Origin of the sequence: Rhodopirellula bahusiensis, assembly GCF_002727185.1 — a bacterium.
Taxonomy (GTDB): domain Bacteria; phylum Planctomycetota; class Planctomycetia; order Pirellulales; family Pirellulaceae; genus Rhodopirellula; species Rhodopirellula bahusiensis.
Genome location: NZ_NIZW01000032.1, coordinates 40272 through 60875, shown reverse-complemented (window position 1 = coordinate 60875; position 20604 = coordinate 40272). Strand labels below are relative to the sequence as shown.

Genomic DNA, 20604 nt, shown 5'->3' with positions numbered 1-20604 from the left:
ATCGCCATGCATAATCACATCAGCTCGACAAGCGAAAATCGTCGTCGGTTCTTGGCCAATGCCGGCATGGGACTGGGGACGACAGCGCTCGCATCGTTGGTCTTGGGACCAAAGCTCGCAAGCGCCGCGGCCCCCAGCGCCGCGTCCGGTGCACCATCCGATATCCCGACGGGTTGCCACTTTGCCCCCAAAGCAAAACGCGTGATCTTCTTGTTCATGGCGGGAGCTCCCAGCCAAATCGACTTGTTCGATTACAAGCCGGAACTGGTTAAACAGTTCAACCAACCGTTGCCGCCATCGGTCAGCCAAGGCCAGCGTGTGACCGCCATGACACGCGGCAAAGAACAACTGATCGTCCCCAGTCGCTTTGGTTTTTCGCAACAAGGCGAAAGCGGCATGTGGATGAGCGATCTGTTGCCACACCTTTCGACGCAAGTCGACAAGTTGTGCTTCATTGATTCGATGCACACCGAATCGATCAATCACGACCCGGGCAAAACCGCGTTCTGCACCGGAACGGAACTGCCAGGCAAACCAAGCATGGGAGCCTGGTTGAGCTACGGATTGGGAACGCTGAACAAGGACTTGCCAGACTACATCGTGATGCCATCGGCTTACTGGAGCGGCAAGGTCAACGTGCAAGCGTTGTACTCGCGTCTCTGGGGCAGCGGTTTCTTGCCGTCCAAGCACCAGGGCACCAGCTTCCAAACGTCGGGCGATCCGGTTCTGTTTCTTTCCAACCCCAGCGGCATTGATCCAGCGATTCGGCGGCGCATGCTCGATTCGCTTGGCGACCTCAACCGCAAACACTTCGGTGAGATCGGTGACCCCGAAATCGAAACAACCATCGCTCAACAAGAGATGGCGTTTCGGATGCAAACGTCGGTCCCCGAACTGACGGACATCTCCGACGAGTCTCCCGAGACACTGGCGATGTACGGCGAAGAAGTGAACAACCCGGGTTCTTACGCCCGCAACTGTTTGCTGGCCCGTCGGATGGCAGAACGCGATGTTCGCTTCATCCAGTTGTTCCATCGCGGGTGGGATCATCATTCGAAGCTGCCGGCGAACTTGCCCGGGCAGTGCCAGGATGTTGACCAACCGACCACAGCGCTGCTGAAAGATCTCGAGCAACGTGGATTGCTCGAAGACACCCTGGTGGTTTTCGCCGGTGAATTCGGCCGAACGGTTTATGGCCAGGGCAAATTGGACATGGACACCTATGGTCGCGATCACCACCCCAGGTGCTTCACTGCTTTGTTGGCAGGCGGCGGCGTCAAAGGCGGGATACGACACGGTGCGACGGATGAGTTCAGCTACAACGTCGTTGCCGACCCGGTTCATGTTCGTGACCTGCATGCCACGATGCTTCATCTTCTTGGCGTCGACCACAAACGGCTCACATTCCCGTTCCAAGGACTGGAACAGAAATTGACCGGAGTCGAGCCCGCTCGAGTGGTCAAAGAGATCATTGCCTAAATCGATTCAAAGGCTTCTCCGGTAAAGCCGACCTCTTGGCATCGAAGAGGTCTGGCTGGGGAGAGTCGTGCCGTTTTGAAGTGCTGCGTCAGTACTGTCTTGAGAACCCCGCCCGCGCAGCGGTCGTGCAGTTTTATTTCACCCTCCCTTTGGGAGGGTCGGCCCGCCTCGGGCCGGGGAGGGTTACGCGCTGGTTCCGATGCTCGACCCTCCCCTCGCTTCGCTCGACCCTTCCAGGGGGAGGGTGATGATAAACGCTTGGCAACACAGCAGTTAAAACCTGCACGACCTCTTACGGGAGGGGGCGAAAAGCGGTCTCAGAATGCTGCTCGGCCTCGCGGGAGGGTGATGGCATCAATGATTTCTGAGAAAACTCTTCAATTCAGATGAATTTGCGCAAATTGTGTGAACATTCTCAGGAATGAATTCGGTGACGATTTTCTCGCTGTCTTTCGAGCGAGCATTGGCATCACCGTTTTCTTATCGCACTCTTGAGAATCTTCAATGGAATCCACTTCCCAACACCCGCACCGCGGGACTCGCGTGGGGTTCACGCTGGTTGAGCTCCTCGTTGTCATCGCCATCATCGGAGTGCTGGTCGGCTTGCTTCTGCCCGCTGTCCAAGCCGCCCGCGAAGCCGCTCGACGGATGAGCTGCAGCAACAACTTCAAGCAGCTCGGTCTGGCCCTGCACAACTACCATTCCGCCTACAACAAACTGCCAATGCATGGCGGCGGAACCCACCCCACGGTTGCCACTCATCCGTGGGTCAACACAACGACCGGTAACAACATGCGACTGAGCATGCTGGTTGGATTGATGCCATTTGTCGAGCAACAGGGACTTTGGGAGTTGATTGCCAACCCGAACGACTTCGACAGCGACGGCACAATTGATTTTCCTGCCATGGGACCAACACCTGAAAACATCGACTACGTTCCGTGGGCAACCGACGTCCCAACGCTGCGTTGCCCAAGCGATCCTGGCAAAGGATTGCCTTCATTGGGACGGACCAACTACGCCGCCAACCTGGGCGACTCAACTGACTACATGCGTGATGGATTCGTGTATGTACGGAACGATTCGCCGGTTCTGCCATACGCAGCCACCTCGGCCACTTCCCAGCGAACCAACGCCGCCCATCGTGGCATGTTCGTTGTTCACAAGTTGACTCAGTTTCGTGATGTGCTCGATGGATTGTCCAACACCATTGCCATGGGCGAACTGACCACGGACTTGGGTGACAAAGACGCTCGAACCAGCCTGACCTCCGGTGGCACTTACAGCACCAACAACGACCACTGGACCATCGTTGTGACACCAAATTGGTGTGAGCAACACCTCGATCCCGAACGTCCTCAATTCTGGCGTCCCGAAGCTCCCGTTGTCGGAGCAACCTCAGGTCGCGGATACCGTTGGGCCAGCTTCAACCCAGTGTTCTCGATGGTGCACACGGTTCGGCCGCCGAACTCGGAGATTTGTTCCGCTGGTGCCGTCAACCGCAACAACCTGATGTCGGTGTCCAGTCGTCACCAAGGTGGTGCTCATATCCTGATGGGTGACGGTGCGGTCAAGTTCATTACCGATTCGATCGAAGCCGGAAATCAAACGAACCGTATGGTCTATCAATGGGGAACCGCGGCGTTCAACAACGCTCCTGGATCCGAAAGCCCTTATGGCTTGTGGGGAGCCCTGGGAACTCGTGCGTCACGCGAAGTCATCGACGGCGAATTCTGATCCACTTGATCGACACGCAAAAGGAAACGCCCGGTCAGCAATTGCTGACCGGGCGTTTTTTGTATCACCGAGCTGGTGCCCGACTCACTCTTTGGGTGGCTTCACGCCGTTCTTTTCCGAGCCAGCGTTCGCGGCTTCTTCTGCCGCGACCATTTCCTTGTACTCTTCGATGCTTTGTTCATCTGCGCTGTCTTTCACATTGACAGGCTGTGATCCGCCACACCCCAAGCAACTCATCATCAGTGCCAGGCAGCTGACTTTCTTCACACTCAACTTCATCGTATTACTCTGCGGAAAAGCGAATTATCAAACCAAAGGTTTCATAAAGAAAAGGGGATGATTGATCGCTTGAATCCTAGCATCACGATGCGATCCTGCGAACTCTTATTATTGAAGTAGCGAAAGCGAAACGCCAAATTCTTGAGGCCGAAAACAATCAGGAGTGTGATGCATCATGAGCCGTCTTGAGCCGTGTTCGCGGAGATCACTTTCCGATGGCTGGCGTGTTCTCGAGCCATTCATCGACGATGCTTGACAGACGTTGGACTTTGTCAGCGTCCTGTGCAGCGAGATTGTTTCTGTCATCTGGATCCTCCTGGAGATCGTAGAGTTCTTTGCCGCTTGGTCGGACGATCAGCTTGTCCCATCCGTCGATGACGACACGAGCTTGCAAGCCATTGTCGATGTCATCGAGTTGTTCAAGATCACTGTCGTGGTCGTAGACGTCCACGAAGATTCTGTTTCGCTGACGCAGTGCCTCGGGATCACGCAGGTCCAAGCCGGACATTTCCTTGGGAGGCTCAATCCCGCAGGCTTTCAGAATGGTGGGAGCGACATCAATGTTGCTGGCAAGCGTGGATGAATCTCGCTGAGGCTTCACGGCCCCGGGATGCGTGATGATGATCGGCGTCCGAATCCCAGCTTCCACGGGCTCACGCTTGGAGCGAATGCTCGTGTTCATCCGGTTGGGATCTTGCACCCAGCCGTTGTCGCAGGTGTAGACAAAAATCGTGTCTTCGTAGAGTCCCTTGTCTTTCAAGTACTGAATGATCTGACCACAACCTTCGTCCAGCCATTCCACATTGGCCCAGTAACGAGCGGTTGGTTCATTGGGAGCGATGTCTTTGTACTTGTTGAACAAACGGTCGGGAGCGTTGTGCGGTGCGTGCGGCAGGAAGACTCCGTACCAGATGAAGAATGGTTTTTCGTCCTCCACGGCGGAATCGACGAAGTCGTACACCGGTTTCATCGTGGTTCGCCCGATCTGCAAACCCACATCGCCGTGACGTCCGCCTCGCGAAACGTCGCCGTGGGTCATGGCATCGGTGAAACCAAGATCCAGCGGGTCTTCTTCCCACCACTTTCCGGTTTGCAAAGTTGCGTAGCCGTTGTCCTTGAGCGACCGGATGAACGAGGGCTGCTCGTGCAACGGTGCGGTCATTTGCTTCCGCAGCGATGCAAAGACCTGCTTGTTCGTTTTGCGGTTCAGGCCGGTCGGCATCACGGGATCGTTGCCGCGAATTCCGGTCTGATGCGGATACAAACCGGTCGCGAGACTTGCCAGGGAAGGCCGGCAAAGTGGCGCTGTGACATAACCTCGCTCATACACCAAACCAGACTTCGCCAATTGGTCGATGTTGGGTGTCTGGATATGCGGATGTCCCATGAACCCATAATCGGTCCACGATTGGTCATCGCTCAACAAGAAAACAACGTTGGGTTGTTTGGCCTGCGTTTGGTCAGCGGGCCAAGCTCCGGCGATCAAGACCAAACACGCGGCGATGAGGGAGATTCGGATACAGTTCATGCTTTCTAACTTCATTCTTTCAGGTGCAGTGATTTTCGATCGCAACTCAAGCGGGTCGGGAAGGTTCGAAGCAAGCAGCGTCGATTAAGTGTCGGACAGAAAGTGTGGCATAGGCTTCCAGCCTGTGTATTGCGCAATCACAGGCTGGAAGCCTATGCCACATATTTCCCGCACAGTCCTAACGCCGCAAACGGCTTGCATCGTCGTGTTGGTCTTTCCTACTGAACTGTTTATGGTTTGCGAGGAACCCATGTTTCGGGAGCGTCTAGCATGAGCGGTTTGTGAAAGACCGTCAGTTCGTCGCCTTGAGTTCGCATCCAATCTTTCAGTTCAGCCAGCAGACGCGATCGAACGCTGGCCAGTTCTGGATCGTCGGCCAAGTTCTTGGTTTCGTTCGGGTCGCCCGTAAGATCGAACAGTTCAAACTCAGGTCGTCCGTGATGGCTTGCGACAACGTCTGCGGCATGAGGATCACTCTTGGCCGCCTCGGTCCACTCCTTGAAGTAGTCCCCTGATGTGGCACGCAGCAACAAATCGATGTGCGTCGTGAACGCAAACTCGGGGTGCGGGTTCCAGATCAATTTGTACTGGTCGGTGCGAATGCTGCGGCTCAGGTAGACGTTCATCATCTTGTCGCCGCTGTGCGTCGTGAAGATGCGCTCGCGATGACGTTTGGATGGATCCTGCAGGACTCCGGAGAATGATTTCCCGTCGATGCCTTGGGGCACTTCGCCACCACCGACTTCGATCAAGGTTGGCAAGATGTCGACCCAACTGACCATCGCGTCGGTGCGTGAACCAGCCTCGATCATTCCTTCGCGAGAAACGATGAGCGGGATGCGAATGCCTTCGTCGTAGAGCGTCCATTTTCCGAATGGGAACTGAGCCCCGTGGTCACTCGAAAACAGAAACAAACGATCTTCGGACAGGTGTTTGTCAACCAACTGTTGCAGCTCACCGAGGTAGGCGTCCAAGTCCTTGACCTCTTGCAGGTAGCGAGATCGCTGGACTCGAGTTTGTGGCGTGTCGAGCAGCTTCACCGGCAGCGACATGGAATTCGGGTCCACGGTGGATTCACTGGGCCAGGGAACGTGCGGGTTGGAAACTCCAACGAACAACGCCAGCGGTCGCGAATCGGTTCGGCTTTCGAGAAACGCCTGGACGTTCTTTCGCACCGCGGGAATGTCCTGTGCTCGGTCGTGTGTATCGAACTGATAGTCCGGTGCACTTCGCGAGTGAGCCACCTTTCCGAACGCCACCGTCTGGTAGCCCAATTCATTCAAGACGACCGGCAGTTTCAACACGTCCTCGTGTGGGTACGAGTGGTTTTCCTCCGCGCCATTTCGTGCGGGCATCAACCCCGTCAACAACGCGGCCCGACTCGGGGCACACGATGGGCTGGCCACGAAGGCACGATCGAACGTCATGCCTTCCTGAGCCAAATGATCGATGGCGGGCGTTTCGATATTGGTGCCGCCATACAGTGCCAAGTCCGAGGCGGACAAATCATCCGCCAGATAGACCACAATGTCGGGCTGGCGTTCGGTGTCCTTCGCCGTTGCAATTGCAGCACCGAAGAAAACCGTGATCGCCAGTCCTGTCAAACAGTTCTTGAGCTTGCTCATCACTATCGCCCATACACCTTGGCTTTGGGGTCACCACCGGAAAGCAAGTACGCGATCAAATCACGAACTTCCTCGGCGTTCAAAGAATTCAACATGTCCGTCGGCATCTGCGAAATCGGCGAGTCTTTGGCTGAGATGACTTCGTCCGGTTCCACGACGACTGGATTCACCGTCTCGCCAGCCTTGCTGACGGGATGGATTTCGATTCGGTCCTCATTTTCGACCATCAACCCGGTCAGCACGCGACCGTCTTCCAGCAACACCACCTTGGATCCGTATTGATCGCTGATGACTTTGCTGGGTTCGATGATGGATTCGAGCAAGTAGTTGGCGTTGAATTTATTCTTCACCGTTGTCAGGTCGGGGCCGATGTCGCCCCCGAGTCCATCGAACCGGTGACAAGAGGCACACTGTGCGGCGTGGAATAGGTTGCGGCCGCTTTCATAGTTGGCCTGACGCAAGGCACCGCCGGTGTGCTTGCTCGCTTCTGCCAAAGTCCATTTTTTGCCTGGTCCCTTGGGAGCGGTGATTTCAAAGTCGGGGACAGGGTTGAAGTCTTCGCCGCTGATGTCGGAAAGTTCTTCCCGCTGTGCGTTACTGAGATGCCCCAACACTTCGTCTCGCAGGTTCGCGAGGAACTTGCCGTAGCTGTTGCCACCGCTGTATTTCGCGGCTTGGTTGATGAACTGGATGTACGCCCGAAGATTGTCCATCGTCCAACCATCACGCAGGTTTCGCAGCATGAAGGCGTAGTTGATTTCGTGAGATGGCGGCTGGTTCTCCAGCATCTTCACGACTCGCGAACCGTAACGTTGGTTGCGTTGGAAATCAACGTTTTCCACCCAAGCCGGAGGCGTCGGTTTCGCGTCCGTCATCATGGCGATTGCTTTGTCGATCACCGTGGGTGATTCCAGATAGACCAGCAAGCGAACCAGTTCGGTGTTCACGTCTTTGCTTTTGTTCGGAAGCAAGGCATCGAGCTCTTCGATGACCCGTTCACGTTCTTCCGCGGTTGGTTCACCAAGCCGAATGAAGGTCAAAGCGTAGGCTCGCAGCAGTCCGAGCAGTTGCGGTTTGGGCAATTCGCTGGGGTTCATTTTCAGCAACGCGTTCACCAAGTCGGACCGATGGGATTCATTCCCACGACGTGCCAGAGCGACAGCGCCGGTGATCCGGGCTTGCGTGTTGGATTCGTCGAAGACTTTGTCGACCCATTGCTCGGTCGGTTGCGACTCGACAGCCATTCGTGCCGCGTATCGAAGCCAACGATCGTTGCTCGAAAGATGGGGCCAAGCCTTGGCGACTGCGTCCGCGTGCTCTTTCCCGTGGAAGACTTCCAAGCTTCGGCGTTGTTGGCGAGCTTCTTCACCAGGGATCGGGGCCGATACGGGTTCGGTCGAGTCGTCGCCTTCGTACGTGATTCGGAACAGAGCGGACTGAGTGCCACGTCCACCAACGGTGAAGTACAACGCACCGTCCTTGCCCACGATGGCATCGGTCACAGGCAAAGGTGCTCCGTAACAAAACGCTTCTTGGTGAGCTTTCCAGCCAGCCCCATCGGGATCCAAGTGAATCGCGTAGATCGTTCCAAAGGTCCAATCGAGTGCATAGATCGCATCTTGATACTTGGCGGGGAACTTGGCTCCTTGGCCGCCGACCACACCGGTCGGGCTGCCGGGGCCGATGTTCAAGACGGCTGGCAAGCTATCCTCGTAGTACTCCGGCCATTTCCCGGAACCACTTCGCCATCCGTAGTCCGATCCGCTGACGGCGTGATTGATTCGCGTCGGGCGGTACCATGGCGAACCGAGGTCCCATTCCATGTCAGCGTCATAAGTGAACAGGTCGCCGGCACGGTTCAGTGCGATGTCGTATTGGTTGCGATACCCCATCGAGATGACTTCATGTTTGTTCGTCTTTGGATCGAATCGGGTGATCCAACCGCCGGGTGCGAGTCGACCGCGAGCGTGTCCGTTGGCGTCCCATTCGCGTGGCAACAGCAGGTCTTCGTTCCAGGTCGGGACGCGTGATCCAGCGATGATGGACTCGTCCGGCAGATTCGTGTGGTTGCCCGCGGCGACATAAAGAGCGTCACCGTCCTCGGTTGGAATCACCGCGTGGTTCCCGTGTTCTCCGCCACCATGCGTGCCAAACAATTCTTCGGCGTGATCCAGCAAACCGTCGCCGGTGGAATCCGTGACGCGATACATCGGGCTGCTTCCGCGATTGAAATACAACGCACCGTCGTGCCAGGTCATGCCTTGAGCTCCCGACACCTTCACGGGCATCTTCTCAACCTTGACGCCTGATTCGCCGGTTGCGTTGGAAGGGCTTTCATCGAGCGTGATTCGATACAAACCTGCTTCGCCTTGATCACTGGCGTACAAGCGACCTTGATCGTCGGTCGTCAACGAGACCCAACTTCCTTGGCGGACTTTGGGAACTTGGTAAACGAGTTCGACTTTGAATCCATCGGCCACCGTGACTTCATCGGCACTGAATGAAGTGTCACCTGATGCCTGGTCCGTTCCGACGCCCGGTTTTCCCCATGGTGATTTTCCAAAATTGCCCAGCGACTTGGCGGCAACGTTCCACTTGGAATCATCGTAATCGGCGGTCTTCCAATCACCGGTGGCTGCGTTGGCCAGTTTCCAGTTCGGGCTCGAGATGACTTGATGAACGGTTCCATCCTCGGTTTCGACTTCGAGTTTGAAAACGAAAGCGGCCACGCCACCACGGTTACCGGCCTTCACCGCGATTTGGTTCTTGCCTGCTCGGACAAACTGACGAGCATCCAGTTGTTTGATGGGATACTTCCAATCGGGACAATCGCCGACGGGTTTGCCATTGATCCAAACGGTCGCTTCGTTGTCGCAGGTGGCATACAAGCGGGCCGAGCGAATGGCTTCTTTGGATCCCTCGGGCATGAATTCGAACTGATGCCGCAGATAGAGCGGGTCGTTGGATGAGGGTTGATCCTGACGCCAAATCCATTTTGGTGTTGGTGACTTGGCAACCCAATCAAACGCGGTTGCGGCCGAAGGTTTTTTGGCGTTCTTGCCTTTGCTGGCAGCTCCACTTTGCACGTAGGAGTTCAACACGGACTTGGCGTTCGCGGCATCCAGCTTTTGAAGTTGAACGTCTTTGAACTCACAAGTCATCGACGGCCCGGCGTGCAACTGCAACGCTAGAATTCCGCTGCGGCGAGCTTCCGGGTGATTGTCGGTCAGGTCCATCGTCGTGACGCCGTTGACCTGGTGAATTTGCCGATCGCCCACCGCGATGATGGTCAGTTCATTCCATTCCCAATCGACCAGCTTTTGCGAGCGGTCACCGACCTCGCCGACCACCTTGGGTTTGCCATCCGCACCGACTTCGACCTTTTGGAATCGTTTGGCGACGATGCCACGCCATTTTTCCGCGTAGAGCATTCCAAAGAAGTCGGCCGATTTGTGCAGGTCCGCTTGATAGCCTTTGACGACAAAGTCTTTGGGGTCGATCAGTTCGCTGCGATATTGCACGCCGCTGTTGTTGCCGCGAAAACGGACTTTGGTTTTGAAGACAAAATCGCCGACCTCTCCGCCTTGCCACACCAAGAACGTGTTGCCCTTGGTTGGATTCTCTTTCGTGGTTTCGCCATGAATGACTCCATCGCGAACGGACCAAAAGGAGTCGTTCCCGGCCCATCCTGAAACGTCTTTTCCGTTGAACAAGTTTTCAAAGGAATCTTCCGCCTGGACGGAAAGAGAACAGACAAACGAAAGAACGAGACACGCGCGTGTCAAATATCCGATGTAGGTCACGGTGGCTTTGCAAATGGGTGGGAGGAAACAAGTTGGCGTCGTTCCAAGCTGACCTTCGATTGGACCAGGGCTTGGTGTCGATCAAACGCCGCTTTCGATCGCGTCATGCATGGAACGGCTTGCTCGAGCGGTTCACTCGGGCTGATGCAACGAACATGTTGAATGCGTTGACGATGCAGGCGGGGAGCCTGCGGAGGTGGGTCGTTGTGGTGGGACTTGGGACGGCAGCTAAACGTATAGACTGCCGTCGCCAAGATGATCATAGATGCTCTGAGGGCTCGTTCAATTGGCCTCGACTAAAATCGAGCCGCTGAATTCGCCATCGAGAACCCATCGGTTCTGTTTTTTTGTCACGGAAACAGGCGATCCGTTGACTGAAACCGATTGCATGTCGCCCAGATCAGGTAAATCCAAGTTTGCGGTGATTCCCTCGGGCAACTCGACGGAAAGCTTGAAACCCGATTCGCGATTCCAGTCCACATGGATGGGGCCATGCTCGGTTGGCACTTTTCCGCGAGCGAATTTCAGGTCGCCCAAGCACGGACGCACGAGGACTTGCTCCCAACCTGGGCGGACAGGTTGGATGCCAAGCACGTGACGCGGCAAGAGGTTCGCTGGTGCGGCACCCCAAGCGTGATTCCAATCTTGGTTGGGTTTGTACTTCATCTCCCAAGCTTCCCAGGTGATGGTGGTTCCGCTGTTGACCATGTGTTTCCAACTGCGATCGCCATCGGCCAGCATCAACGCCAACGCCTTGTGCTCGCCGCCGTTTTGAAACAACGCGTCCATGAAGTACTGAGCCGCATACACGCTGCAGTCCATGCCTTTGGTTTTCAGCCATTCGACAACGCCGGCCTGTTTCTCGTCGGGCACCAAGCCAAACGCCAACGGAAAGAAGTTCGCATGAATGCTGCTGTGTTCCGTGCCAATTCCGTCGCGGTAGATGCCAGCCTCTTCATCGAACAGCGTCGCTTGGAAGGCTGATTGGGCCAAATCGGCGCGGCCCACGAAAGCATCCGCGTCCGCGGTCTTTCCCACCGCCGTTGCCATCTCGGTCATTTGCTTCAGGGCCTCGATGTGAAAGGCGTTGACGACCGTGTTGATCTCGGTGAACACAAACCCGTCGCGTTCTTTTTTGGGCCAATCGACGATGTCGTGGCGACTGCGATCCAGCTCAGCACTGCGAACCAGTCCATCATCGGCGCTGCGATGCAAAAGCGTTTTTGACTTCAGTGATTCGTAGCGTTGTTGCAACCACTTTGTGTCTCCAGAGTTCATCCATTCCGCATGAGCCATGAAAACCATGTGTGGAGCCCACTCGGTCGGCCACGTGCCGTTTTCCATCAACCAGTCAAAGGTTCGAGCGGCCATGGTGACGTGATCGTCCGTGGCATAGTGGCTGAGCTGATTCAGATAGGCATCGGCTTCGTAAGGGATCCGTTCTCGGTCACCATCAACGTAAACGCCCGCGAAGGTGGTGGCTTTGATGCTGTACTTGCACAGATTCCAGATGCGATTGAGTGTTTCATCGGAACATTCAAACGAGCTCGCGTCATCGTTCCATGTGTTTGAATATGCGGCACGTCGACGAATTTGATCAAACGCGAAATCTGCTTCGAGCCCTTCGATCTCGATCCAGCGAAACGGCATCACGGGCTGCCATGCGGATGGCGTCAGGACCGCGGGCGGATTCGCATTCATCCGTCCCGATTGTTGAATGTTGCGTTCGTCGACGGGCGTTGGCACGATCCAATTGCCTCGTTGCTGCCCTCGACGCACAGACGTCATTCCATACCGAACCGTTCCGGGGGGAGTTCGGTCGATGCGTCCTTCTTTGAGTTTCTCGCCAAAGTGCACGTTGACCGTCCCGCGTCCGTCGGCGGGAACAGGCATGACGATGTTCCCAAACGCGACCTTGCCGAAATCAATCAGCGTGACTTTGTCGTTGATCCGTTTGATCGACACGGGTTCGTGCTCGGTCAGCGACACATGTTCGCTCGCCGGGATCAATGGCAACTCTTTGATGAACAGATTGCGGAAGCGATAGGTTTGTCCCTTTTCGCCGTGGTGCTGAATGCCAATGAAACCGCTGGAATCCATCGCGTCTCGAAAGCGAACGGTCTGGACCCCGTTGAGTTCGATCGTGATGACATCATCGATGCAAGTGATGGTGTAGCGATTCCAACCGTTGCGATTGAGTGCGTCACGGACACGTGGTTCGGCAAAGAAGTCTTTCGACTCCTCTTCGTGAGCAAGGAATTGCTTGGTCGAACGGCCTTTTGTGCTTGGCCAAATCCAGCGGCGTCTCGCTTCGTCAAACAGTCCGCCAGACCAACGTCTCTCAGAGCCATCGCATTCGGCCTGATACCCGTACACCTTCTTCTCCGCATCTTCGTCCACATGACAGCGAAACATCACGCCCGAATTGGATGGTCCTTCGGGCAAATGAATGTCAACGCTCAGCCGAAAATTGGAGTACTTCTTCTCTGTTACCAAGAAGAACTTCTTGTCCGCCGTCAGGTGAATTTCGCCATCCACCACGGACGCTTCTCCGTGGGGATACGGATTCCGCCAACCGGACAGGTCCTGGCCGTTGAACAGAGGTGTGTAGCCACGACTGAGGAAGCTGTCGCGCGCCTCCTCGACACTGGCGTCAAACTGCGGTTTGGTGATGGTCGCCAACGTGTCGTCTGCTTGAGCAAGCGTATCGGCAACGAACAACAGAATGAAACCAACGACAATTCGACTGTACTTCACGGTGTAGAACTCAGGAGGGTGGGGATGAGGCGGGGAGAAAATCGGCTATTCGCCTTTGCCGATGTCACCGGCTTCAGTCGCTTCTTTCGCTTCCGCCGCGATCATCGCGTTGTATTCGTCAATCTTGGACTGGTCCAAATCGGCCAGATCATTGGTGGGTTCGGAGGATCCGCATGCTGTGATGAGTCCCAATGGAAGCAGCAACATTGCCAAACGAAGTGTCTTGAACATCGATAAACAGACCTGGTTTTGAAGACAAAAGTAGGAAAGGAAAAAGCCTCGCCACCAACGGTAGCGAGGCTTTCGAAACATGGACAACTTTGACTCAGAACTCTGAGTCGATGACTTCTTTGTTCGCACGAGTGCCCAAGGCTCCCCACAATCCGTAGGGGCTTTGAGCACCAGCAACCGTTGCGGGCGAACCGTGATAGGAGATCATGGCTTGGTTGCTGTTACCCGCTTCGATGCTGTCGGTGACAAACTTCACCGCACCATCGCCCATCAGAACGTGTGCGCCACCTTGGTGACGGCTCGAGACGGTGACGTTCGAATCGTTACTGGTGTATCCGCCCGTGCACACGCCGGAGTTAGGCGGCAAAATTGTGTGGACTTGCGAATGCATGTGCACAGCGTCGTGCCAGCGGTAACCGCGAGAGTTTGCAACGTTCACGGAAGATCCTGCAGCAGCGATCCAAAATTGAGGTCGCGCGGGATCATGGAATTGATCCATGTATCGAGGGTTGCGGCGACATTCGGCTCGGCCGTGTCCACTGCGATCGTTATAGGCGTTGGCGGTTGGGAAAGACGTTCGCACGTCGCGGTCACCAAGGTCGGTTGCCAATTCGCCACACATGATCGTGTTGCTGAGACCATCCAGGGTGTCGCGGAACTTCATTTGCCGGGTCATGACAAACATTCCGCGGTGGACTTTGCGTGAACGCTGCGACAAAGTCGAATTGTTTTCGGTGTAGGGAACCGTTGCGCCGCGCGATTCGAGTGTGACATTGATGGGCCCTTCGCGTGACATTACGGACGAGTCACCGGTGCAGGCACCGTAGTTGGTTCGGCCGAGCGATGGCAAACCGCTGCCTGGATCACTCGGGCAACGGAACGTTGGAATTGTTGTTCCCCAAGGTCCATAATCAATACGTGCCACGCCGGGCCCCATCGCTTGCCATGGAGTCGCTCTCGTGGAGCCGTCCGCGTTGAAACCGAGTGGGTTGCTGATTTGCTCCCACAATGCTTGCTGTTCAATGAATGGAAGGACGCTGATCAGGAACGATCCGCGGCGGTTGATGCTGTCGGTTCTGTTGTCGCCTGCATAGATCTGCTGGCCACCGACTCGGTCCGTCCCGGTGCCATGAATTGGCATTCCGTTGTAAGCCGAGTGATAGTTGTGGATGCCCAACCCAATTTGCTTGAAGTTGTTGCTGCAGCTCATACGGCGAGCTGCTTCCCGTGCGGCTTGAACAGCCGGCAATAAAAGTCCTACCAGCACACCGATAATCGCAATGACCACCAGCAGCTCAACAAGTGTGAAGCCAGAATGCTTTCGTTTCATCTTGGACAATCCCAAATCGAATAAGAGAGAAGAGTGAAACGAGCGTGTGGATGCTGAACGCGGTAAACGAAGGCACCACAGTTCCAGCCACCACAAATCCGCTCGTATGCGACTATTCCCGTCCTTGCAGCCAGGCTTTGCGGCAAATCATCCGAAAAATGTTTTTTTATCGATTCGTTGGCACGGAGTGATTGGGAGTCAGCTTCTGTCGCTGAGATGCCTTGTCGAATCTCGTCTCCCTGCACGGGCACGCCGCCTTTCGATCGTGCGACTTAACCGTTCAATATGCTGCTTTGATTGCCGAGCCGTGCCTCACCACCGTCTGGTCCACATTTCGTCGAAGCTTTCGTTCTGCAAACCGCTAGCGAGCTCGATGCATGATGCAGTGGCAACAAATTGATGGTTGGTTGCCAGGAACCCACCGAGCGGAGCGGCTTGCAGGCGATCTATAGACAAGCCGCTCTGAGTATAAGATTTTGCGTCAAAAATCAAAAGATTGCCGGCAATTTGCGACGAAACCGGTTTCAACTCAAAATAGCGCACAAAAATTTCGCAAAACATGCTTCGGGTCGGGGGAAGAAGAACAGTGCCACCGGAAAGTTGGTGATACCTTCCACTCGATCGCAAACGGGAATGATTCCTTGGATTCGCAATCTCCTCCACCGAACAACGAAGTCTCGCAAGAAGAATTCGTTCGATTGCTCTCAATGCATTCCAGCAAAATCATGTCGTTCATTCGCATCCTGACCATGAACCGCCAGGATGACGCGGAGGAGATCTTTCAACTGACCTGCATGGTCTTGTGGCAAAAGTTCTCGCAATACGAACCATCCGGCAACTTCTCCGCCTGGGCATCCCGCATGGCGTACTTCGAAACACTGAAGTACCGAGAATCGAAACGCCGCATCAAGCTTCTCAGCGACGAGGCCATCGAATCGTTGGCCGAAGCCGCCATGCCGATCTCGGCGGAGCTGACTGATCGCCGAACCGCGCTGTCCGAGTGCATTCGGAAACTGTCCAACCCCGATCGAGATTTGATTCGCCAGCGATATTTCGAAGGTTTGAGCGTCGCGGAGATCTCTGAGAAAGCAGGCCGATCCACCCACGCGATCTATCGAGAGCTGAGCAAGATTCACGGCATGCTATCACGCTGCGTGGACCGATCCGTCGAGGAGGCATGGACATGAATTCGCAAGACCAACAACTCGATGAGCTTCGCACGCTGATTTTGAAGTCCCAAAGCGAAGACTTGAGTGAAGCGGAAACGATCGAGCTGAATCGTCTGATTCATTTGCCTGGCGGTGCCGAGGAAGCCGCTCGCCTGGTCGATCAGCTCTGCGCTTTCACCGACGTCGGCTCATCCAATTCCTTGTCGCTTGAAGAAGAACAGTCGAGCGCACGCCGAGATTCTCACCACACCGCGCCGCCAGCTTTCAACACCGCTGCGTTCCCCGAGCCAACCACTGAACGATCCAGACCCGTTGTCGCATCGCGGCCCAGTCGGTCCCAAGCAGAAACGCATTCCTTGAATTGGACGCGAGCGTATTGGTTGGTGGGGTTGGCGGCGAGTCACTTGGTGATTGGTTCGTTCGCTTGGTCGCTCGCGAGACCGGCTCGCGAAGTCGCTCCCATTGCAATGCAAACGGCGAAGGTGAAACCGCCTCAGATCGTATCAATGACCGCCTGCGTTTGGGGACATGGTGGAAACTCCGTTCCAACGTTGGGGAAACCCATTCATCAGGGCGAAGTCCTGAATTTGGTGGAGGGTGTCGCGGAACTCAAAACCGGCGACGGGACTCCCAACGAAGCCTTGGTGCGAATCGAAGGCCCCGCCAGCATCTTCATTCGTGACGATGGTCAACTCGGTCTCAATCACGGAACCTTGACCGCGAAATCACTGGGCTTTGGCAGTGAGCAGGTGTCGATCATCACGCCAATCGGATTGGTGTCGGTTGATGGGCAAAGTTACGTTGGTTTGGTTTCTCTGGGGGACTCGCATGAAGTCCATTTGTTCTCGGGACGAGCCTTCGTTCGGCCGCTGAGCACCTACGGATCCTCCGATGTCCGATTGGAAGAAGGCGACGCGGTCCGCCTTTCGACGGGAACAGAAATGGACTCGGGTGTGGTGCTGTTCGAAGCATCCATGGCCAGCTTCGCTTCGGCTCGATCCAACGCCTTTGATCCGCTCAGCCTGGACGAGAAGTACGTCAGCGCCGTTCTCGAATCGTCACCGGATATCTACTGGCGTTTCGAAGGACTCGAAGGATCTTACCCGCAGCACGTCAAGAACGAAGGGAAACTGCCCGAGTTGCACGCATCGGTTGTCGGCAACCCGGGATGGCGGCAATACCGCGGCAATCGTGTTGCGGAGTTGGGACTCACCGATGCGGCCTCTGCCTTCACGACGGAAACATTGTGGCCCTCCAAACCGCTGGACAACTACACGATTGAAGCCTGGGCCAAACCGCAACTGTATCACCACGGCGAAATGATCTGCTTGGTCGATCCAGTGGAGCGGCGAGAAGGGCGTCATGACCAAGCACTGTTGCTCGAAACGTTCGCGAGAGAATGGTTCTATGCGTTGAAGGTACTGGGGCCAAACCGCATTCGTTTCAATCACCGGACACCGCCTTCGGGAGTGGTGTTGGACGGGACGAATCTGGTCTCAGAGGATCCATACCAAGTTCGCGTGTGGCAGCACGTTGTGGCTCGCAAATCCGGCAACGAGTTGTCGCTTTGGATTGACGGGAATCTCGCGGCACAGCAAGAAGATGAGGCTCCGCTTCCGGCGAACATGCAGATTCTGATTGGGCAAATTTACCCGACCAAGAACTATCGCCCCTACGTTGGCCAGATCGACGAAGTCGCGTTCTACGACCGAGCCCTGACGAAGCAAGAGATCCGAAAGCACATCCGAGCTTCCGGCCGACTCGTCGATTTTGACTGAGTGTTTGCTCGCGTTTTCATGGGTTGAAATTCACCGACGCATCGAACGGTGATGATCCCATAGCGTCACCAATTTTGCGTTCGATGCTAAACCTTCAAATATCGATTGAACCAGGCAAGCGTTCTCTTCCACGCCAATTCAGCCGCGGCCTCGTCATAGCGTGGCGTGGTGTCGTTGTGGAAACCATGATTGGCGTCCGGATAAACGTGTGACTCATATGGCACTCCGTTCGTTTTCAACGCTTCGTTGAACGCTTCCGCACCGGCCATGATTCGGCGGTCAAGCTCCGCATTTTGAATCGACAATGGAGTCTTGATCTTGGCCACATCCTCCGCATCCGGCTGACGACCGTAGAACGGCACGCCAGCATCGAGAACATCGGGCAATCGAACCGCCAGTTGGTTGACCATGCCTCCACCAAAGCAAAAGCCGACCGCGCCGACCTTCCCCGTCGAAAGCTCATGCGTGTCGATCCATTTGACCGCAGCAACGAAGTCTTCCGTCATTTCGTCTCCGTCTCGACGCCTCTGCATCGCGCGACCATCGTCGTCATTGCCGGGGTAACCGCCCAACGGTGACAAAGCATCCGGTGCCAACGCGAGAAAACCTTCGACCGCCAACCGTCTCGCGACATCAGCGATGTAAGGATTCAATCCGCGGTTCTCGTGAATCACCACCACGCTGGGAAACTTCTCACCCGTCGCGGGTCGAGCCAGCAGGCCGCTGATTTGACCGCCGCCTTCAGGCGAATCGTATGTGACCGTCTCCGTCTTGATTCGCGGATCCGTTGCGGGGACTTGCTCAGCCCACGCGTAGTTTGGTGAGAGACTCTCTTCGAGTGCTTCAACCGTGACTCCTCCCACGGCAAACGCTGCGAGTCCTTTCAAGTAGCCACGTCGATCCAATCGGCCGTGAGCAAAGTCGTCGTACAGATCAAGAACACGTTGATCGAATTGGTTTGCAGTCTTGCGTTTCATCGAATTGATTCCTCGTTAAGGGGCAAGTTCAAAACGGATTTCGGATCCAACTTGGCTTGTGGCAGTGCTGATCGCCTTGGCCGTTTTGGCGTTAGCCACGGTTCCTTCCACAAAAACCGTGGCCAGCGTCAAATCGGGTCACCCATGGTAGCAACGTCCAGAGCTGACATCTAAAAATCGGTCGCGTGGCAACGATGCCGCGCGACCGAAAGAAACGTTCAACGCACTAGTTGCTGCTCGTGGAATCCATCGGTGGACGCTGTGGCCGATCGGGACGGTTGTCTTCCTGTTGACCACCAAAGCCTCCGCGTCCGCCGCCTCGGCCACGGTCTCCACCGCGTCCGCGATCACCGCCACCGCCACGGTTGCCAAATCCACCACCTCCGAAACCGCCGCGCCCGAATCCGCCACCTGGTCCGCCCCGGCCTCGCTCACCGCGTTGCGCCATTTCATTTGAGTCCGGTGTGTCGGCTGCGGGGACCGATTCGGATGACTCATCAAAGGGCCCGGCAACGACGCAGTAAAGATGTTTGTTCGACCGAACGAACAACTTGCCATCGCTGTACGCTGGCGATCCGCTGAACGATTCGGTCTCGGTTGTCGTGCGATTGACGGCGAGTTGCTTCAGTTCGTCTTGCACGTCAAAGACAAACATGTCGCCATTGCCTTTGATGTAGTAGAGCTTGCCATTGACGACGATGGGTGACGCGTAGTCCGAGCCTCCTCGTCCGCCGCCCGAACTGCCGCTTCCACCCGACAACCGAATGCGGTCGATCATCTCGCCGGATTCTTCATCGGTGCGAGTCAACACGTCGTTGGCAATCATGTAGACCGTTCCGTTGTAAGCCACCGGCGTCGCGAACCGCCCTGATTCCGAACCGTTCCAAGCCACATGGGAATCCGTCACGTCGCCGGTACCTCCTGCGCGGACCGCGATCGACCCGCTACCGCGGCCACCAAGGACGATCACAACATCTTTGTCGACGACGGCGCTCGTGCTGGCTTGATCCGATTCGCCCGCCAAGGCGTACCAGCGAAGCTTGCCGTTGTCTGGGTTGATCCCCCAAACCTCGCCGGCAACTCCGACGACCAAGTCCACTCCGTTCTCCGTTTTCGCAAGTGCCGGCGTGCCCCACACGTTGTCGAGCCCCTTCGCTTCCTGACGCCAGATTTCTTTGCCGGTCGATTTGTCCAATGCCACCAAGGCTTGGCTTTCCGAAGAAGCCGTCACGATCACTTTGTCGTCCAACAAAATCGGACTCGACGCGGAACCCCAACGGTGCGGATCCGATTCGGTGCCCAGCGGAGTGTGCCACAATTGGTTGCCATCAAAATCAAACGCGAAAGCGCCGGTCTTTCCAAAGAACACGTACACGTTTTCGCCGTCGGACACGGGCGAGTGCGATGCGTAGCCATGGGAGGGAACGCCGGCACCCGTGTAGGGATCTTCCGGCTGAACCGCGTCGATCGATTTCTCCCAGATCATTTCACCTGATTTGGCGTCAACGCAAACGAGATGTCGTTTCAGATCATTGATGTCTCCAGGATTGGCTCGATCGAGCCCGTAGCCGGAGTAGCACGTCACAAAGATTCGGTCGCCAACCACGATCGGACTGGAAACACCTGCTCCGGGAAGAGCCACCTTCCACTTCACGTTCTGTGTTGGGCTCCATTGAACCGGAACGGATTCGTCGCTTTTGACAACTCCCGATCCGTTCGGTCCCCGAAAGCGGTTCCAGTCTTCGGCATCGACAATGGAGTCGCACAACGCGAGCGACAAAAGAACGACCAAGTAACGTTGAAAACCGGTCATCAGTAGGAATCCTGGGAAAAGACTGCTGGAAAAGAAACCACGGGTGCTTCGTTGCGTCGCGAACCCATCGGGCCACGACAGAAAGTTTAGGGAAGTCG

14 protein-coding genes are annotated in these 20604 nt (G+C 55.9%); 4 read left to right on the top strand and 10 right to left on the bottom strand.

Features of this window, described 5'->3' with window-relative positions; genetic code table 11:
• The first annotated feature begins 6 nt into the window (after positions 1–6).
• A complete protein-coding gene (locus tag CEE69_RS27720; RefSeq protein WP_099263809.1) occupies positions 7–1479 on the top strand; it encodes a DUF1501 domain-containing protein in 1473 nt (490 codons plus the stop codon).
• A gap of 504 nt (positions 1480–1983) precedes the next feature.
• The gene (locus tag CEE69_RS27715; protein ID WP_099263808.1) at positions 1984–3216 is read left to right on the top strand and encodes a DUF1559 domain-containing protein; all 1233 of its coding nucleotides are present in this window, start codon (positions 1984–1986) and stop codon (positions 3214–3216) included.
• A gap of 84 nt (positions 3217–3300) precedes the next feature.
• Here the strand turns inward: CEE69_RS27715 and CEE69_RS27710 are convergent, their stop codons facing one another.
• The 8 genes from CEE69_RS27710 to CEE69_RS27670 form a co-directional block, all read right to left on the bottom strand.
• The gene (locus CEE69_RS27710) at positions 3301–3495 is read right to left on the bottom strand and encodes a hypothetical protein (RefSeq protein ID WP_037226076.1); all 195 of its coding nucleotides are present in this window, start codon (positions 3493–3495) and stop codon (positions 3301–3303) included.
• A 205-nt stretch (positions 3496–3700) separates the two neighbouring features.
• The gene (locus CEE69_RS27705; RefSeq protein WP_099263807.1) at positions 3701–5023 is read right to left on the bottom strand and encodes a sulfatase family protein; all 1323 of its coding nucleotides are present in this window, start codon (positions 5021–5023) and stop codon (positions 3701–3703) included.
• A 230-nt stretch (positions 5024–5253) separates the two neighbouring features.
• A complete protein-coding gene (locus CEE69_RS27700; RefSeq protein WP_099263806.1) occupies positions 5254–6648 on the bottom strand; it encodes a sulfatase family protein in 1395 nt (464 codons plus the stop codon).
• 2 nt (positions 6649–6650) lie between these two features.
• Complete coding sequence (locus CEE69_RS27695; RefSeq protein WP_099263823.1) at positions 6651–10451, bottom strand: family 16 glycoside hydrolase; 3801 nt, start codon at positions 10449–10451, stop codon at positions 6651–6653.
• 282 nt (positions 10452–10733) lie between these two features.
• Positions 10734–13208 carry a family 78 glycoside hydrolase catalytic domain gene (locus CEE69_RS27685; RefSeq protein ID WP_099263804.1) on the bottom strand — a complete coding sequence of 825 codons (2475 nt, stop codon included), beginning with the start codon at positions 13206–13208 and terminating at the stop codon, positions 10734–10736.
• 45 nt (positions 13209–13253) lie between these two features.
• A complete protein-coding gene (locus CEE69_RS27680; RefSeq protein WP_008659341.1) occupies positions 13254–13520 on the bottom strand; it encodes a hypothetical protein in 267 nt (88 codons plus the stop codon).
• A 13-nt stretch (positions 13521–13533) separates the two neighbouring features.
• Complete coding sequence (locus tag CEE69_RS27675; RefSeq protein ID WP_099263803.1) at positions 13534–14769, bottom strand: DUF1559 domain-containing protein; 1236 nt, start codon at positions 14767–14769, stop codon at positions 13534–13536.
• 312 nt (positions 14770–15081) lie between these two features.
• Positions 15082–15330 (bottom strand): hypothetical protein, encoded by a 249-nt coding sequence (locus CEE69_RS27670; RefSeq protein ID WP_099263802.1) that lies wholly within the window; start codon positions 15328–15330, stop codon positions 15082–15084.
• 80 nt (positions 15331–15410) lie between these two features.
• On the opposite strand from CEE69_RS27670, the gene CEE69_RS27665 reads away from it, so the two are divergent.
• A complete protein-coding gene (locus CEE69_RS27665; RefSeq protein WP_007332939.1) occupies positions 15411–15956 on the top strand; it encodes a sigma-70 family RNA polymerase sigma factor in 546 nt (181 codons plus the stop codon).
• A complete protein-coding gene (locus tag CEE69_RS27660) occupies positions 15953–17716 on the top strand; it encodes a LamG domain-containing protein (protein WP_233215710.1) in 1764 nt (587 codons plus the stop codon). The genes CEE69_RS27665 and CEE69_RS27660 overlap by 4 nt, the downstream gene beginning before the upstream one ends.
• Positions 17717–17802: 86 nt before the next feature.
• Here CEE69_RS27660 and CEE69_RS27655 read toward each other — a convergent pair whose 3' ends face one another.
• Positions 17803–18693 (bottom strand): dienelactone hydrolase family protein, encoded by an 891-nt coding sequence (locus CEE69_RS27655; RefSeq protein WP_099263800.1) that lies wholly within the window; start codon positions 18691–18693, stop codon positions 17803–17805.
• Positions 18694–18919: 226 nt separating this feature from the next.
• A complete protein-coding gene (locus tag CEE69_RS27650; RefSeq protein ID WP_099263822.1) occupies positions 18920–20506 on the bottom strand; it encodes an outer membrane protein assembly factor BamB family protein in 1587 nt (528 codons plus the stop codon).
• Positions 20507–20604: the final 98 nt, after the last annotated feature.

Bases quoted from the DNA above. Each gene is read 5' to 3' on its own strand.
- CEE69_RS27720 (WP_099263809.1), top strand. From the start codon at position 7: ATGCATAATCACATCAGCTCGACAAGCGAAAATCGTCGTCGGTTCTTG.
- CEE69_RS27660 (WP_233215710.1), top strand. From the start codon at position 15,953: ATGAATTCGCAAGACCAACAACTCGATGAGCTTCGCACGCTGATTTTG.
- CEE69_RS27710 (WP_037226076.1), bottom strand. From the start codon at position 3,495: ATGAAGTTGAGTGTGAAGAAAGTCAGCTGCCTGGCACTGATGATGAGT.
- CEE69_RS27715 (WP_099263808.1), top strand. From the start codon at position 1,984: ATGGAATCCACTTCCCAACACCCGCACCGCGGGACTCGCGTGGGGTTC.
- CEE69_RS27700 (WP_099263806.1), bottom strand. From the start codon at position 6,648: ATGAGCAAGCTCAAGAACTGTTTGACAGGACTGGCGATCACGGTTTTC.
- CEE69_RS27675 (WP_099263803.1), bottom strand. From the start codon at position 14,769: ATGAAACGAAAGCATTCTGGCTTCACACTTGTTGAGCTGCTGGTGGTC.
- CEE69_RS27650 (WP_099263822.1), bottom strand. From the start codon at position 20,506: ATGACCGGTTTTCAACGTTACTTGGTCGTTCTTTTGTCGCTCGCGTTG.
- CEE69_RS27670 (WP_099263802.1), bottom strand. From the start codon at position 15,330: ATGTTTTGCGAAATTTTTGTGCGCTATTTTGAGTTGAAACCGGTTTCG.
- CEE69_RS27655 (WP_099263800.1), bottom strand. From the start codon at position 18,693: ATGAAACGCAAGACTGCAAACCAATTCGATCAACGTGTTCTTGATCTG.
- CEE69_RS27680 (WP_008659341.1), bottom strand. From the start codon at position 13,520: ATGTTTCGAAAGCCTCGCTACCGTTGGTGGCGAGGCTTTTTCCTTTCC.
- CEE69_RS27705 (WP_099263807.1), bottom strand. From the start codon at position 5,023: ATGAACTGTATCCGAATCTCCCTCATCGCCGCGTGTTTGGTCTTGATC.